Source organism: Streptomyces sp. NPDC127097 (assembly GCF_042724075.1).
Lineage (GTDB): Bacteria > Actinomycetota > Actinomycetes > Streptomycetales > Streptomycetaceae > Streptomyces.
In genome coordinates, this window is sequence record NZ_JBHXFI010000065.1 from 22,764 (window position 1) to 37,761 (window position 14,998).

Below are 14,998 nucleotides of genomic sequence, written 5' to 3' on the forward strand. Positions count from 1 at the left end.
CGGACTTCCCGGGCCTCGTCCCGCGAAGCCCCACACTACGAGCACCGACCCTAAACGTAAACGCTTGCGTAAGCGTTTACGTCCAAGGGGCGACCCGGTGCCCGGCCCGGACGGAAGCGGAACGATCTGTGCCGGTATCGTCGGGAGCCGCCGCCTCTGACCCCCTGACCTCTGGAGCAGCCATGAGCCAGTCCCCCGACCGCCGAACCGTGCTGCGGGGGGCCGCGCTCGCCGGGGCCGCCGGCTTCGGGCTGGCGGCCTGCTCCCCGGGGGACTCCGGCGCGAACGCCTCGGCGGTGCCCGACGAGCCGGTCGACCTCGGGGCCGCCGCCGACGTGCCGGTCGGCGGCGCCAAGCTCTACCGCGAGGACCGGCTCGTCGTGTCGCAGCCCGCCAAGGGCAGCTACAAGTGCTTCAGCGCCAAGTGCACACACGCCGGCTGCATCCTGTCCGACGTCGAGAAGAAGGAGGGCAGCTGCCCCTGCCACGGCAGCCGCTTCGACGTCACCACCGGCAAGGTCATCCAGGGCCCGGCCACCGAGCCGCTGCCCGAGATCCCGGTCAAGGCCAAGGACGGCAAGCTGATCGCGGGCTGACGCGGCGGCCCGCCGGACCCGCGGGGCTCACCCCCAGTCCCAGGCGATGCCCAGTATTCCGGGCCGTACCCCCTGCTCCACGAGGTGCACGGCGCGGTGCCGTCCGCTGAGCGTCAGCTCCTGCTGGCCGCTGCGCGGGGCGCCCGCGGAGGTCTGGGCGAAGCGGCGGCAGCGCACCGGCAGCGCCGCCTCGTCGAAGCGCACCTGGAGGACGTACTGGCCGCCGGAGAAGGTGAAGCCGCGCAGATACTCGGTGCTCGGACCGCCGCTGCCGTCCTCGAAGACGTAGCCGAAGACATGGGTGTCACCGGCCCGCAGCCGGGCGTCGAAGAGCAGCTCGGCGACCACCACCCCGGTCTCGGCGTGCCCGCGGACCCGGCCCAGCCGGCAGTTCTCCGCGGCCCGCACCCGCACCCCGGACGTCTCGCAGCCGGACTCGCCCCGGTGGATGGCGACATAGCGGTCCACGCCGTCCCGGTGGGCCCGGACCACCTGGAGCGATTCGCGGGCCAGGAGCTCGCGCCCGGGGCCGATGGCGACCCGCTCGTGATGGCCCACGGTGTGCAGCCCGCCGTCCACGGGCGTCTCCAGCTCGGCGAACAGCTGCTGTAGCGCGGCGGCGGGCGCCACCAGGGAGCGGTACGAGCGGGCGAGCGGCCGCTCGGCCTCCGGGCGGGCGGCGCCCTCCGGCACCAGCAGCCGGTGCAGCGAGTGCGCGGGCAGGTCCAGCACCTCCTCCAGGGCACGCACCGCCCGTAGCGACTCGGGGCGCTGCGGCCGCCGGGCGCCCTGCTGCCAGTAGCTCAGACTGGTCACGCCGATGGTGATGCCACGCTGGGCGAGCTTGTGCTGGACGCGGGTGAGCGCGAGGCCGCGCACGGTGAGCGCGGAGCGGAGCGCGAGATGGAACGGACCGGTCTGGAGCAGCTGCGCCAGCTCGGCGGACTGCGCGGTGTTCTGTGTCATTGCCTCGCTCCTCCAGCGCGCGGGTGAACGTTCACAACCGGATCGCGCGCTGCACACACTGTCTGCCCGTTCACCGCAGTACGCCGGGCACCGGCCGTTCACATCCGGGCCCGTCCGTCCACACCCCCATGTCCTTCCGCATTGAAGCGTGTTGACCTGCCGGCGACAACACCTGATGCTCCTCAGCAGCATCCGGATGCGCTCCTCTCACCCCCTCACCCCCCATGTTCGGGAGGAACGCCATGACCCGTGCACCCCACGCACGCCGTTCCCGCCGCAGATGGCTGTCGGCCGCAGCCCTCACGACCGCCGCACTGACCCTGCTCACGGGCGCGACCGCCGCCTCGGCCGCGCCCCTCACGCCCCCGGCGCACATCCCCACCGCCGCGGAGGCGGCCGCCGCACCACGCTTCGCCGCCAACCGCCTCGACATCGCCATGCAGGCCCAGGAGAACACCAACTGGTGCTGGGCCGCCTCCGGCAACACCATCGCGACCTGGTTCGGCAGGAACTACAGCCAGAACCAGTTCTGCAACGCCGCCTTCAACCGCCAGCAGGGCAGCACCTGCCCCAACGACCAGGCCACCCTCGGCAATGTGCAGACCGCCCTCAACTGGATGGGCATCAACTCCGGCTCCTACGTGTCCGGTTGGCTCCGCCCGGGCACCGTGCAGAGCGAGATCGACGCCCGGCGGCCGGTCGAGACCCGCATCCAGTGGTCCTCCGGCGGCGGCCATATGCACGTGGTCTATGGCTATGACACAGATCGAAACTGGATTTACTGGGGTGATCCCTGGGCGACCAACTCCCGCTACAACTGGGGCGATTTCGACTACTACGTGAACGGAAGCTCCTTCTCCTGGACGCACTCCCTCTACCGGATAGGAGCCTGAGGCCATGACGAAGCGCACCGCCGTCCGTACCACCCTCCGCGCCGTCGCCACAGGAGCGTTCGCGACCACCCTCATCGGCCTCGCCCCGCAGGCCGCCGTGGCCGCGCCCGTCCCCACGCCCCAGGCCCCGGCCCGCGCGAGCGTCACCGCCGCCCACGAAGCGGCCGCCGCCCCCGCGACGCTGGACACCTTGGCCCGTTTCTTCGCCGCCGACCGCAAGCGCGGCGGCGCACCGGCCCTGGCCCCCGCGGCACAGGGCGCCCCGCACATCGAGGGCGGCACCGTCCCCGTCTACCTCCTGTCACCGGACTTCGTACGCGGCAGGACCGCGGCCCCCGTCGCCCGCCTGGAGTTCCTCGCCAGCAAGGCCGTCGCCGCCGACGGCCGCACGGCCTCCGTATGGACCGTGCGGCAGGGAGCTGCCTGGAAGGTCGTCAACATCGCCGACGGCGACGACGAGACCCGCTACACCGCGGCCGGGGCGGCGCGGGCCAAGGGCGGCACGGTCTTCCACGAGCCGCAGATCGATGCCTGGTACGTACAGCGCGGCGACCGGATCGAGCCGCTGGACCCCGACGCCCGCAAGGCCGTCGGGGCGCACGGCACCACCGTCGCCGCCTACCGGAAGCGGGTGGCGAAGGCTTACGGGGACAAGCTGCCGGGCTCCGCGTACGACCGGCGCGGCGAGGCCGGCGGCTACGGGCCGGAGGCCGAGGCCGGCGCCAAGGAGCCCCAGGCGCAGGCGGCGCCGGCCCAGCAGCCCGTCACGGCGGGCGCGTTCACGGACGACAGCCTGCCGGTGACCGCGGCCACGACCGTGGCGGGCGCCGCCGCCCTACTGGCCCTGGGGCTCTCCGCCGCGGCGGCCCTGCGCCGGCGCCGTAGCGGCTGACGGGGTGTGTCTGCCCGCCGCATGCCGTCCGTACGGCGGGCAGACGCTTCCCCCGCCCCCTCCCCCTCCTCCCCCTTCGGGGGGAGGGGGCGGGGGTGGGTTCGGGGGTGGGGGGAGCCGTCGCGCGAACGCGCCACGGGAAAGCCCCACGCGCACCCGCCGAGAACGCGCCACGCGCACCCGCCGAGAACGCGCCACGCGCACCCGCCGAGAACGCGCCACGCGCACCCGCTACGGGAACCGCCGCCCGAACCCGCCACGCACACCCGCTAGTGCTGTGACCGGGATGGTCCACCGTGATCGGAAGGCGGCTCGCGGGACGAGCGCACGCGCAACGGGCTGGTATTACTGGGGCATGCAGGAAGAGACGGCACGCTCCGCGATCGACACGTTCATCTCCGCGTTTAACGCCTCGGACGACAGCTATGTGACTGCCCTGCTCTCCCAGGCATTGACCTCAGACGTGGTCTTCTGGGGGCCGTTGGGCCGCAGCGAAGGAATCGCGGCGGTCGAGCGGTTCGTGCTGGACATCCGGCGCCACCCGGCGGGGACCGGCACGATGGTGCGCTGCTCAGCGGTGGACATGCCGCACGAGTGGGCCCGGTACCAGTGGGTCTTCACCACGCCGGATGGAGGCCCCCGCCTGGCGGGAACGGACGTCGTCCATCTGCGGCGGAGCCTCATCGACCAGGTCATCGTCTTTGCGGGGGAGATCGAGCCGGCCGCCTCCTGAGTCGTCCTTCTGTCGCTGTCCGTCTCGTGAACTTGTCCCTTGCGGCCTTCCGGGGCTGCGGTTCGCGGTCGGTCAGGCTGCGGCGTTGAGGGGGCGTCCGCCCCAGCGGATGCCCTGCTCGCTGCGGATGCGGGCGCGTTCCTTGCGTTGGGCGGCAAGTACGTCGGGGTGGCGGGCGTTGGTGTTGCGCCAGCGCAGGTAGCGGTGCAGTGCCTGGGTTTGCGTGGGGTGGCTGCGGTGGTGGGAGTGGGCCAGGGTGAACTGCCGCAGCGGGCCGAAGTGGGCCTCGATCGGGTTGGCCCAGGATGCGTAGGTCGGGGTGAAGCACAGCTCGACCTTGTTCTTCTTCGCCCAGCGGCGGATGTCGGCGCCAGTGTGGGCGGAGAGGTTGTCCAGGATGATGTAGATCGGGGCGCCGTCGGGTCGGGCGGCGCGGATCGACTTCAGCGCGGCCAGGGTGTTGCGGTGCCCTTGCGGCGGCGGTTGACGCCCCACAGGCGGTCGTCGCCCACGGAGTAGCAGCCGTGGAAGTAGGTGACGCCGTGGGTGCGGCGGTAGGTCGCCGGCAGCCGGCTTGGCTTGCCCTGCTTTGCCCAGCAGGAGCCTGCGGTGGGCCGGATCCCCAACGGCCCGAACTCGTCGAAGGCGAAGACCCGGTCCGGGAAGCGGTCCGGAACCTGCTCGATCCGGTCGAGCTTGGCGTCGCGATGAGGGTCGGGTGATTCCTTCCATGTCTTGGTGCGCTGGAAGGTGATGCTGCGGCGCCGGAGCAGGCATCGTAAGGCTTCACGGCCGATGCGGATGACGCGTCCGTGCACTTCCCGCAGGTAGGCGGCGAGTTTGCGGATCGACCAGCGGGTGAAGGGCTGGCCGAGCCTGGTGGGGCGGGTGGTGGCCGTCCGGATGACGAAGTCCTCGTCGTCAGGGGTGAGCAGGCGGGCACGGCCTCCCGCCCACTGAGGGTCCAGGCAGGCCAGGCCGATCTCGTTGAAGCGGTGGATCACTTCGCGCACGGTGTCCTCATCGGCTTGGATCAGCTGGGCGATCACCGGCACCCGGTTTGCGCCCGCCGAAGCGAGCACCATCGTCGCCCGCCGGTAACGCACCGAACTCGTGCTGCCCCGGTGCACGATCTGCTTCAGCTTCCGCCCCTCCTTGTCGGTCAATCCGCCGATACGGACAGGCTCAGCCACCGTGCCTCCAGCGGCCGAATGGACGTCACCGCACATCCAACCGTCACGACGACCAACCCGGCGACCCTGCGCGTCACAGCACTAGGGAGCCCGTCACGCACACCCGCGACGGAACCCGCCACGCACCCCCCACCCGCTCGACCGCCCACCGCCGCCCCCTCGACCACCCCAGCCACCCCCACCCCCCCAGCCAGGAACGCAACCGGTCCCGGCCGTGATTGTCGGTGGCGGTCAGTAGGGTGGTGGGCATGGCAGACCCCAGCAGCTATCGACCCAAGCCGGGACAGATCCCCGACTCGCCGGGGGTCTATAAGTTCCGCGACGAGCACGGCCGGGTCATCTACGTCGGCAAGGCGAAGAGCCTGCGCCAGCGGCTGGCCAACTACTTCCAGGACCTGGCCGGCCTCCATCCGCGTACCCGCACGATGGTCACCACCGCCGCCTCCGTGGAGTGGACCGTCGTCACCACCGAGGTCGAGGCGCTCCAGCTCGAATACACCTGGATCAAGGAGTTCGACCCCCGCTTCAACGTCAAGTACCGCGACGACAAGAGCTATCCGTATCTCGCGGTGACCCTCAACGAGGAGTTCCCGCGCGTCCAGGTCATGCGCGGCGCCAAGAAGAAGGGCGTGCGCTACTTCGGTCCGTACGGGCACGCCTGGGCCATCCGCGAGACCGTCGACCTGCTGCTCCGCGTCTTCCCCGTACGGACCTGCTCCGCCGGTGTCTTCAAGCGCTCCGCCCAGATCGGCCGCCCCTGCCTGCTCGGCTACATCGGCAAGTGCGCGGCCCCCTGTGTCGGCCGGATCTCCGCCGAGGAACACCATGAACTCGCCGAGGAGTTCTGCGACTTCATGGCCGGCCGCACCGGTGCCTACATCCGCCGCCTGGAGCGTGGGATGCAGGAAGCGGCCGAGGAGATGGAGTACGAGCGCGCCGCCCGGCTGCGTGACGACATAGGGGCGCTCAAGCGGGCCATGGAGAAGAGCGCCGTGGTGCTCGCCGACGCCACCGACGCCGATCTGATCGCCGTCGCCGAGGACGAGCTGGAAGCCGCCGTCCAGATCTTCCACGTCCGCGGCGGGCGGGTGCGCGGCCAGCGCGGCTGGGTCACCGACAAGGTCGAGGCGGTCACCACCGGCGATCTGGTCGAGCACGCCCTCCAGCAGCTGTACGGCGAGGAGCGGGGCGACGCCGTCCCCAAGGAGGTCCTGGTCCCGGCGCTGCCGGAGCCCGTCGACCCGATCGCCCAGTGGCTGACCGGGCGCCGCGGCTCCCAGGTGTCGCTGCGCATCCCGCAGCGCGGCGACAAGAAGGACCTGATGGCCACGGTCGCCCGCAACGCCCAGCAGGCCCTGGCGCTGCACAAGACCAAGCGCGCCTCCGACCTGACCACCCGCTCCCGTGCCCTGGAGGAGATCGCCGAGGCCCTCGGCCTGGATTCGGTGCCGCTGCGTATCGAGTGCTTCGACATCTCCCACCTCCAGGGCGATGACGTGGTCGCCTCGATGGTGGTGTTCGAGGACGGTCTCGCCCGGAAGAGCGAATACCGCCGCTTCCAGATCAAGACCTTCCAGGGCCAGGACGATGTCCGGTCCATGCACGAGGTCATCGGCCGCCGCTTCAAGCGCTATCTCCAGGAGAAGCAGAAGGCCGGCGAGTGGACGGAGGAGCCGGCCGAGGACGCCCGCATCGACGACAACGGCGCCACCGCCTCGCCCGTCGCCGCCGGTCCGGACGATCCGGGGCCGGACGACCCCATGGCCGGCCGCCCGACCGACGAGGACGGCCGCCCCAAGCGCTTCGCCTACCCGCCGCAGCTGGTGGTCGTCGACGGCGGTGCCCCGCAGGTCGCGGCCGCCCGCCGGGCCCTGGACGAGCTCGGCATCGACGATGTCGCGGTCTGCGGCCTGGCCAAGCGCCTCGAAGAGGTCTGGCTGCCCGAGGACGACGACCCGGTGGTGCTGCCGCGCAGCAGCGAGGGTCTCTACCTCCTCCAGCGCGTCCGGGACGAGGCACACCGCTTCGCCATCGCCTACCAGCGCAGCAAGCGCACCAAGCGGCTGAAGTCCTCGCCGCTGGACGCCGTCGCCGGACTGGGCGACACCCGCCGCCAGGCGCTGCTCAAGCACTTCGGCTCGCTGAAGAAGCTGCGGGCCGCGACGATCGACGAGATCTGCGAGGTTCCGGGCGTCGGCCGCAAGACAGCGGAGACGGTCGCCGCGGCACTGGCCGGGGCGGCACCGTCCGCCCCCGCGGTGAACACCGCCACAGGAGAGATCATTGAGGATGACGGGGCCCCACCGGCCGCGTTGTCAGCAGAACGGGGGCAGGACCAATGAGCACACCGCAGGAACCGCAGGAAACCGAGAGAGACGGTGCACAGGTGAGTACGGGCACGACCGACCAGGGCGAGAGCGCCGCGATCCCCGAGTTGGTGATCATCTCCGGGATGTCCGGCGCCGGCCGCAGCACGGCCGCGAAGTGTCTGGAGGACCTCGGCTGGTTCGTCGTCGACAACATCCCGCCCGAGCTGATCGCACCGATGGTCGAGCTGGGCGCCCGCTCGCAGGGCAATGTCGCCCGGATCGCGGTCGTCGTCGACGTCCGCGGCCGCCGCTTCTTCGCCAACCTCAAGGAATCGCTGGCCACCCTCGACGCGCAGAACGTCAAGCGCCGCATCGTCTTCCTGGAGTCCTCCGACGAGGCCCTGGTGCGCCGCTTCGAGTCGGTGCGCCGCCCGCACCCCCTCCAGGGCGACGGCCGGATCGTCGACGGCATCGTGGCCGAACGCGATCTGCTGCGCGAGCTGCGCGGCGACGCCGACCTGGTCATCGACACCTCCAGCCTCAACGTCCATGAGCTGCGCGCCAAGATGGACGCCCAGTTCGCCGGCGAGGAGGTCCCCGAGCTGCGCGCCACGGTCATGTCCTTCGGCTTCAAGTACGGCCTCCCGGTCGACGCCGACATGGTCATCGACTGCCGCTTCATCCCCAACCCGCACTGGGTCCCCGAGCTGCGCCCCTTCACCGGTCTCAACGACGAGGTCTCCCACTACGTCTTCAGCCAGCCCGGCTCCAAGGAGTTCCTGGACGGCTACACCGAGCTGCTGCGGATCGTCGCCGAGGGCTACCGCCGGGAGGGCAAGCGCTATGTGACCATCGCCGTGGGCTGCACGGGCGGCAAGCACCGCAGCGTCGCGATGTCCGAGAAGCTCGCCCACCGCCTGGTGTCCGAAGGGGTGGAAACCGTCGTCGTCCACCGGGACATGGGGCGCGAGTGAGCGGGCGTACACCACGGCTGCGCCGGGTCCGGCGGTTCGTCCCCAGCGGCCGTATGACGAAGGGCGCCACGCCCAAGGTGGTGGCGCTGGGCGGCGGCATGGGCCTGTCCGCCTCGCTGACCGCGCTGCGCCGGATCACCGGTGATCTGACCGCCGTCGTCACGGTCGCCGACGACGGCGGCTCCAGCGGCCGGCTCCGCGACGAGCTCGGCGTGCTGCCGCCCGGCGATCTGCGCAAGGCGCTGGCGGCGCTGTGCGGTGACGACGACTGGGGCCAGACCTGGTCCCGGGTGATCCAGCACCGCTTCCAGAGCGAGGGCGAGCTGCACGACCACGCGGTCGGCAATCTGCTGATCGTCGCCCTGTGGGAGCAGCTCGGCGACCATGTCCAGGCGCTCGACCTGGTCGGCAAGCTGCTCGGCGCACACGGCCGGGTGCTTCCCATGTCGGCGGTGCCCCTGGAGCTCCAGGCCCAGGTCAGGGGCCATGACCAGGACCGCCCGGACGCGATCACGACGGTCCGCGGGCAGGCCACCGTCGCGCTCACCCGCGGCGAGGTGCAGTCCGTCCATGTGGTCCCGGAGGACCCGCCGGCCGTCCCCGAGGCGGTCGCCGCGGTGCGGGACGCCGACTGGGTGGTGCTCGGCCCCGGCTCCTGGTTCTCCTCCGTGATCCCGCATCTGCTGGTGCCGGAGCTGCGGGAGGCGCTGGAGGAGACCAAGGCCCGAAAGGTCCTTTCGCTCAACCTTGCGCCCCAACCGGGCGAAACCGATGGCTTCTCCCCGCAGCGTCATTTGGAGGTTTTGGCCCGACACGCCCCTAAACTCGCCTTCGACGTGGTGCTGGCCGACAAGGCCGCCGTGCCCGACACCGAAGGTCTGACGGTTGCCGCCAAGCAGCTGGTCGGCAGCGAGGTCGAGCTGGCGGCGGTCGCCGCACAAGGAGACGACGCCCGGTCGAGCGCCGGGGGAGCCCCCGACCGGCACGACCCGGAGCTGCTGGCAGCCGCGTACGACCGTATTTTTCGGATGCATGGAAGGATCGGCCCATGGCGATGACGGCAGCGGTGAAGGATGAAATCTCCCGGCTCCCCGTCACCCGGACCTGCTGCCGGAAGTCGGAGGTCTCGTCGATCCTGCGGTTCGCGGGCGGTCTGCACCTGGTCAGCGGGCGCATCGTGATCGAGGCGGAGCTGGACACCGGCATCGCGGCCCGGCGGCTGCGCAAGGACATCCTGGAGATCTTCGGGCACAGCTCCGACCTGGTGGTGATGGCCCCCGGCGGCCTGCGGCGCGGCAGCCGCTATGTCGTACGGGTGGTGGCCGGCGGCGATCAGCTGGCGCGCCAGACCGGCCTGGTGGACGGCCGCGGCCGCCCCATCCGCGGACTGCCCCCACAGGTGGTCTCCGGCGCGACCTGCGACGCCGAGGCGGCCTGGCGCGGCGCCTTCCTGGCGCACGGCTCGCTGACCGAGCCGGGCCGCTCCTCGTCGCTGGAGGTCACCTGCCCCGGGCCCGAGGCGGCGCTCGCCCTGGTCGGTGCCGCCCGCCGGCTCGGCATCGGCGCCAAGGCCCGTGAGGTGCGCGGGGTGGACCGCGTCGTGGTCCGGGACGGTGACGCGATCGGCGCCCTGCTGACGCGGCTCGGCGCGCACGAGTCGGTGCTCGCGTGGGAGGAGCGGCGGATGCGCCGCGAGGTCCGCGCCACCGCGAACCGCCTCGCCAACTTCGACGACGCCAACCTCCGCCGCTCGGCGCGTGCCGCGGTCGCCGCGGGCGCCCGGGTCCAGCGGGCCCTGGAGATCCTCGGTGAGGAGGTCCCCGAGCATCTCGCGGCGGCCGGCCGGCTGCGCATGGAGCACAAGCAGGCTTCGCTGGAGGAGCTGGGCGCCCTCGCCGACCCGCCGCTGACCAAGGACGCGGTCGCCGGCCGGATCCGCCGGCTGCTGGCGATGGCCGACAAGCGGGCCCAGGACCTGGGCATCCCGGGCACCGAGTCCAACCTCACCGAGGAACTCGCCGAGGGCATGGTCGGCTGACGACCGGTGCCCCGCACCCCGTCGGGCATCCCCTCGCGCCCCCGGCGTCACTTCCGAAACGGTGCCGTCGGGGGAGGCGCGGGCGGGCGCGCACGACGGCCGTTCACACCGCTCGTCCGAGGGGGCGGGAGCGCGTCTGGGGTCGCTCGTTTGAGGGGCCGGTAGCCCTTCTGTAGCTGCTCGTTTGAGGGTACGAAGGCCCGTTTGTCAATGTCACGTACGTCTCTTATTGGGGGTAGGGTCGGAGGCGGTCGGGGACAGCCCATACAGCTCGCCGGTAACCCATCGGCGCACCTAACGAGGAGATCGGTTCGTGACGATCCGCGTAGGCATCAACGGATTCGGCCGCATTGGTCGCAACTACTTCCGCGCGCTCCTGGAGCAGGGTGCGGACATCGAGATCGTCGGTGTCAACGACCTGACCGACAACGCCACCCTGGTTCACCTGCTGAAGTACGACACCATTCTGGGTCGCCTCAAGCAGGACGTCAGCCACACCGACGACACCATCACGGTCGGCAACCAGACCTTCAAGACGATGGCCGAGCGCGACCCGGCGAACCTCCCCTGGGGCGAGCTCGGCGCCGACATCGTCATCGAGTCGACCGGCATCTTCACCAAGAAGGCCGACGCCGAGAAGCACATCGCGGCCGGTGCCAAGAAGGTCCTGATCTCCGCGCCCGCCAAGGACGAGGACATCACGATCGTGATGGGCGTCAACAACGACAAGTACGACGCGGCCCAGCACCACGTCATCTCCAACGCCTCCTGCACCACCAACTGTGTGGCGCCGATGGCGAAGGTTCTCGACGAGAACTTCGGCATCGTCAAGGGCCTGATGACGACGGTCCACGCGTACACCAACGACCAGCGCATCCTGGACTTCCCGCACAGCGACCTGCGCCGCGCCCGGGCCGCCGCGGAGAACATCATCCCGACCTCGACCGGTGCCGCCAAGGCCACCGCGCTGGTCCTCCCGCAGCTCAAGGGCAAGCTGGACGGCATCGCGATGCGCGTCCCGGTCCCCACCGGCTCGGTCACCGACCTGGTCCTGGAGCTCGACCGCGAGGTCAGCAAGGACGAGATCAACGCCGCCTTCCAGAAGGCCGCCGAGGGCCAGCTCAAGGGCATCCTGGAGTACACCGAGGACCCGATCGTCTCCTCGGACATCGTGAACTTCCCGGCCTCGTGTACCTTCGACTCCTCGCTGACCATGTCCCAGGGCAAGCAGGTCAAGGTCGTCGGCTGGTACGACAACGAGTGGGGCTACTCCAACCGCCTGGTGGACCTCACCACGTTCGTCGGCGGCCAGCTCTGATCGCTGGTTGACGCCCGAGGCACCGAGATGTGAGGACGGGGCTCGTATGACGCGATGAAGCGTCGTACGGGCCCCGTCCCATGGCCGAGCTACGCAAACACGGAGTCACTTCTCATGAAGACGATCGACGACCTCCAGGTCGCCGGACAGCGCGTCTTTGTCCGCGCCGACCTGAACGTGCCGCTGGACGGCACCACCATCACCGACGACGGCCGGATCCGTGCCGTCGCCCCGACGATCGCCAAGCTCGTCGAGCGCGGCGCCAAGGTGATCGTCGCCTCGCACCTGGGCCGTCCCAAGGGCGCCCCGGACCCGGCCTTCTCGCTGGCCCCGGCCGCCGCGCGGCTGGGCGACATCCTCGGGCAGGACGTGGCGTTCGCGACCGACACCGTCGGCGATTCCGCCCGGTCCGTCGTCGCGGGCCTGGCCGACGGCCAGGTGGCCGTGCTGGAGAACCTCCGCTTCAACGCGGGCGAGACCAGCAAGGACGATGCCGAGCGCGGCGCCTTCGCCGACGAGCTCGCCGCCCTCGCCGACCTGTACGTGGGCGACGGCTTCGGCGCCGTGCACCGCAAGCACGCCTCCGTGTACGACCTGCCCAAGCGCCTTCCGCACGCCGCCGGAGACCTGATCGCCACCGAGGTCGGCGTCCTCAAGAAGCTCACCGAGGACGTCAAGCGCCCCTACGTCGTCGCGCTGGGCGGTGCCAAGGTCTCCGACAAGCTGGCCGTCATCGACCAGCTGATCGAGAAGGCCGACCGCATCCTGGTCGGCGGCGGGATGGCCTACACCTTCCTCAAGGCCAAGGGCCACGAGGTCGGCATCTCGCTGCTCCAGGAGGACCAGGTCCCGGCCTGCCTGGAATACCTGGCGCGGGCCGAGAAGCGCGGTGTGGAGTTCGTGCTCCCCGTCGATGTGCTGGTCTCGGCCGAATTCCCGGACCTGAAGACCAAGGCCCCGGCGCACCCCGGGATCGTCGCCGCGGACGCCATCCCGGCCGACCAGGAGGGCCTGGACATCGGCCCGAAGACCCGCGAGCTGTACGCTGCGAAGCTCGCCGACGCGGGCACGGTCTTCTGGAACGGCCCGATGGGTGTCTTCGAGCACCCCGACTACGCCGGCGGCACCCGGGCCGTCGCCCAGGCGCTGCTGGACTCGCCCGCCTTCACCGTCGTGGGGGGCGGTGACTCGGCAGCCGCCGTGCGTCTGCTGGGATTCGACGAGACCGCTTTCGGCCACATCTCGACCGGCGGTGGCGCCAGCCTCGAATACCTCGAAGGCAAGACGCTCCCCGGCCTCGCCGCTCTGGAGGACTGAACAACGTGACTGACCGTACCCCGCTGATGGCGGGCAACTGGAAGATGAACCTCAACCACCTCGAGGCCATCGCCCACGTCCAGAAGCTCGCCTTCGCCCTCGCCGACAAGGACTTCGACGCCGTAGAGGTCGCGGTCCTGCCGCCGTTCACCGACCTGCGGTCGGTGCAGACGCTGGTCGACGGCGACAAGCTCAAGATCAAGTACGGCGCCCAGGATCTCTCCGCGCACGACTCCGGCGCCTACACCGGTGAGATCTCGGGCCCGATGCTCGCCAAGCTCAAGTGCGCGTACGTGGCCGTCGGCCACAGCGAGCGCCGCCAGTACCACGGCGAGAACGAAGAGATCTGCAACGCCAAGGTCAAGGCCGCCTTCCGCAACGGCATCACCCCGATCCTGTGTGTCGGCGAGGGCCTGGACGTCCGCAAGGCCGGCAACCAGGTCGCGCACACCCTCGCCCAGGTCGACGGCGGTCTGGCGGACGTTCCGGCCGAGCAGGCCGAGACCATCGTGATCGCCTACGAGCCCGTGTGGGCCATCGGCACCGGTGAGGTCGCCACCCCCGAGGACGCGCAGGAGGTCTGCGGTGCGATCCGCGGCCGCCTCGCCGAGCTCTACAGCCAGGAGCTGGCCGACAAGGTCCGTATCCAGTACGGCGGCTCGGTCAAGTCCGGCAATGTCGCGGCGATCATGGCGCAGCCCGACGTCGACGGTGCGCTGATCGGCGGCGCGGCGCTGGACGCGGACGAGTTCGTGAAGATCGTCCGTTTCCGCGACCAGTAGCAGCTATGACGAGGGGGAACCCTCGTCGTACCCTGTCGGGGCCGGGACCGGTGCAGCGGCACCGCCCCCGGCCCCGCACCATTTGTTCCGTATATCGTGATCCATAAGTCCGTCCGTCAGTCCTAGAGAGTTGGTCCAGCCGTGGTCATCGGGTTCTCGATCGCCCTCATCGTCTTCAGCCTGCTGCTGATGATGCTGGTGCTCATGCACAAGGGAAAGGGCGGCGGCCTGTCCGACATGTTCGGTGGCGGCATGCAGTCCTCGGTGGGTGGCTCCTCGGTCGCCGAGCGTAACCTCGACCGCATCACCATCGTGATCGGTCTGCTGTGGTTCGCCTGCATCGTCGTGCTCGGCATCCTGATGAAGCTCAGCAACTGACACAGTGTCGGAGGCGCGGCCTATCATGAGGGAGGCGTCCTCGGACGGGTAACTCCAGCCACTGGACGCGCGTTGGGCCTTACGTAGACTGGGGCGTTCCGCAGCGCAGCTGCTGCGAGAGGCTGTGCAGCACCATTACGCAGGGAGTTACGACCGTGGCAAGTGGCAACGCGATCCGAGGAAGTCGGGTCGGGGCGGGGCCGATGGGGGAGGCCGAGCGCGGCGAGTCCGCGCCGCGCACCCGCATCTCCTTCTGGTGCTCCAATGGGCACGAGACGCAGCCCAGCTTCGCGGGCGATGCGCAGGTTCCGGACACCTGGGACTGCCCGCGCTGTGGTTTCCCGGCAGGCAAGGACCGGGACAGCCCGCCGGACCCGCCGCGCACCGAGCCGTACAAGACCCACCTCGCCTACGTCCGTGAGCGTCGCAGCGACGCCGACGGTGAGGCGATCCTCGCGGAGGCACTCGCCAAGCTCCGCGGCGAGATCTGACGGACCAGCACCTGACGCGGCCGGCCCGGCCGGGGGGGGACACCGCGGAGGGCGGGGGCGGCCGCCTGCGTGGGGGCGGGCGCGGCGTCGCGCGGTCGGCGGGGCGGGCTCGGGGGGT

14 protein-coding genes and 1 pseudogene are annotated in these 14,998 nt (G+C 70.8%); 13 read left to right on the forward strand and 2 right to left on the reverse strand.

Annotated elements, in window-relative coordinates; genetic code table 11:
- The first annotated feature begins 182 nt into the window (after positions 1-182).
- Positions 183-596 carry a Rieske (2Fe-2S) protein gene (locus ACFWJW_RS32615; protein WP_387247924.1) on the forward strand — a complete coding sequence of 138 codons (414 nt, stop codon included), beginning with the start codon at positions 183-185 and terminating at the stop codon, positions 594-596.
- 27 nt (positions 597-623) lie between these two features.
- Here ACFWJW_RS32615 and ACFWJW_RS32620 read toward each other — a convergent pair whose 3' ends face one another.
- Positions 624-1,562: a hypothetical protein gene (locus ACFWJW_RS32620; RefSeq protein ID WP_387247926.1), complete on the reverse strand. Its 939-nt coding sequence runs from the start codon at positions 1,560-1,562 to the stop codon at positions 624-626.
- A gap of 242 nt (positions 1,563-1,804) precedes the next feature.
- Here ACFWJW_RS32620 and ACFWJW_RS32625 point away from each other — a divergent pair, with 242 nt between their 5' ends.
- The 3 genes from ACFWJW_RS32625 (at position 1,805) to ACFWJW_RS32635 (ending at position 4,080) form a co-directional block, all read left to right on the forward strand.
- Positions 1,805-2,455, forward strand: coding sequence for a papain-like cysteine protease family protein (locus ACFWJW_RS32625; protein ID WP_387247928.1), 651 nt, complete (start codon positions 1,805-1,807; stop codon positions 2,453-2,455).
- Between the two features lie 4 nt (positions 2,456-2,459).
- A complete protein-coding gene (locus ACFWJW_RS32630; RefSeq protein WP_387247930.1) occupies positions 2,460-3,347 on the forward strand; it encodes a hypothetical protein in 888 nt (295 codons plus the stop codon).
- Positions 3,348-3,702: 355 nt separating this feature from the next.
- The gene (locus ACFWJW_RS32635) at positions 3,703-4,080 is read left to right on the forward strand and encodes a nuclear transport factor 2 family protein (RefSeq protein WP_387247932.1); all 378 of its coding nucleotides are present in this window, start codon (positions 3,703-3,705) and stop codon (positions 4,078-4,080) included.
- A gap of 72 nt (positions 4,081-4,152) precedes the next feature.
- On the opposite strand, the pseudogene ACFWJW_RS32640 reads toward ACFWJW_RS32635, so the two are convergent.
- A pseudogene (locus ACFWJW_RS32640) lies at positions 4,153-5,273 on the reverse strand (IS630 family transposase).
- A 248-nt stretch (positions 5,274-5,521) separates the two neighbouring features.
- Between ACFWJW_RS32640 and uvrC the strand changes: the two are divergent.
- The 9 genes from uvrC (at position 5,522) to ACFWJW_RS32685 (ending at position 14,880) form a co-directional block, all read left to right on the forward strand.
- Positions 5,522-7,615: an excinuclease ABC subunit UvrC gene (gene uvrC, locus ACFWJW_RS32645; RefSeq protein WP_387247934.1), complete on the forward strand. Its 2,094-nt coding sequence runs from the start codon at positions 5,522-5,524 to the stop codon at positions 7,613-7,615.
- On the forward strand, positions 7,612-8,556 hold the full coding sequence (gene rapZ, locus ACFWJW_RS32650; RefSeq protein ID WP_387247936.1) for an RNase adapter RapZ: 945 nt from the start codon (positions 7,612-7,614) through the stop codon (positions 8,554-8,556). The genes uvrC and rapZ overlap by 4 nt, the downstream gene beginning before the upstream one ends.
- The gene (gene yvcK / locus ACFWJW_RS32655) at positions 8,553-9,614 is read left to right on the forward strand and encodes a uridine diphosphate-N-acetylglucosamine-binding protein YvcK (protein WP_387247938.1); all 1,062 of its coding nucleotides are present in this window, start codon (positions 8,553-8,555) and stop codon (positions 9,612-9,614) included. The genes rapZ and yvcK overlap by 4 nt, the downstream gene beginning before the upstream one ends.
- Complete coding sequence (gene whiA, locus ACFWJW_RS32660) at positions 9,605-10,594, forward strand: DNA-binding protein WhiA (RefSeq protein ID WP_018091880.1); 990 nt, start codon at positions 9,605-9,607, stop codon at positions 10,592-10,594. The genes yvcK and whiA overlap by 10 nt, the downstream gene beginning before the upstream one ends.
- A 313-nt stretch (positions 10,595-10,907) precedes the next feature.
- Positions 10,908-11,912, forward strand: a complete 1,005-nt coding sequence (gene gap / locus ACFWJW_RS32665) for a type I glyceraldehyde-3-phosphate dehydrogenase (protein ID WP_387247940.1) — start codon at positions 10,908-10,910, stop codon at positions 11,910-11,912.
- 114 nt (positions 11,913-12,026) lie between these two features.
- Positions 12,027-13,229, forward strand: coding sequence for a phosphoglycerate kinase (locus tag ACFWJW_RS32670; protein ID WP_387247942.1), 1,203 nt, complete (start codon positions 12,027-12,029; stop codon positions 13,227-13,229).
- 5 nt (positions 13,230-13,234) lie between these two features.
- Entirely contained in the window at positions 13,235-14,011 is a 777-nt protein-coding gene (tpiA, locus tag ACFWJW_RS32675; protein ID WP_387247944.1) for a triose-phosphate isomerase, read from the forward strand.
- Between the two features lie 141 nt (positions 14,012-14,152).
- Positions 14,153-14,389 (forward strand): preprotein translocase subunit SecG, encoded by a 237-nt coding sequence (gene secG, locus ACFWJW_RS32680; protein WP_042161713.1) that lies wholly within the window; start codon positions 14,153-14,155, stop codon positions 14,387-14,389.
- Positions 14,390-14,544: 155 nt separating this feature from the next.
- Entirely contained in the window at positions 14,545-14,880 is a 336-nt protein-coding gene (locus tag ACFWJW_RS32685; protein ID WP_006606296.1) for an RNA polymerase-binding protein RbpA, read from the forward strand.
- Positions 14,881-14,998: the final 118 nt, after the last annotated feature.

What these genes read in the sequence shown, in the direction of transcription:
- ACFWJW_RS32615 (WP_387247924.1), top strand. Translation starts at nt 183, where the DNA reads ATGAGCCAGTCCCCCGACCGCCGAACCGTGCTGCGGGGGGCCGCGCTC.
- ACFWJW_RS32620 (WP_387247926.1), bottom strand. Translation starts at nt 1,562, where the DNA reads ATGACACAGAACACCGCGCAGTCCGCCGAGCTGGCGCAGCTGCTCCAG.
- rapZ (WP_387247936.1), top strand. Translation starts at nt 7,612, where the DNA reads ATGAGCACACCGCAGGAACCGCAGGAAACCGAGAGAGACGGTGCACAG.
- ACFWJW_RS32670 (WP_387247942.1), top strand. Translation starts at nt 12,027, where the DNA reads ATGAAGACGATCGACGACCTCCAGGTCGCCGGACAGCGCGTCTTTGTC.
- whiA (WP_018091880.1), top strand. Translation starts at nt 9,605, where the DNA reads ATGGCGATGACGGCAGCGGTGAAGGATGAAATCTCCCGGCTCCCCGTC.
- uvrC (WP_387247934.1), top strand. Translation starts at nt 5,522, where the DNA reads ATGGCAGACCCCAGCAGCTATCGACCCAAGCCGGGACAGATCCCCGAC.
- ACFWJW_RS32635 (WP_387247932.1), top strand. Translation starts at nt 3,703, where the DNA reads ATGCAGGAAGAGACGGCACGCTCCGCGATCGACACGTTCATCTCCGCG.
- ACFWJW_RS32625 (WP_387247928.1), top strand. Translation starts at nt 1,805, where the DNA reads ATGACCCGTGCACCCCACGCACGCCGTTCCCGCCGCAGATGGCTGTCG.
- ACFWJW_RS32630 (WP_387247930.1), top strand. Translation starts at nt 2,460, where the DNA reads ATGACGAAGCGCACCGCCGTCCGTACCACCCTCCGCGCCGTCGCCACA.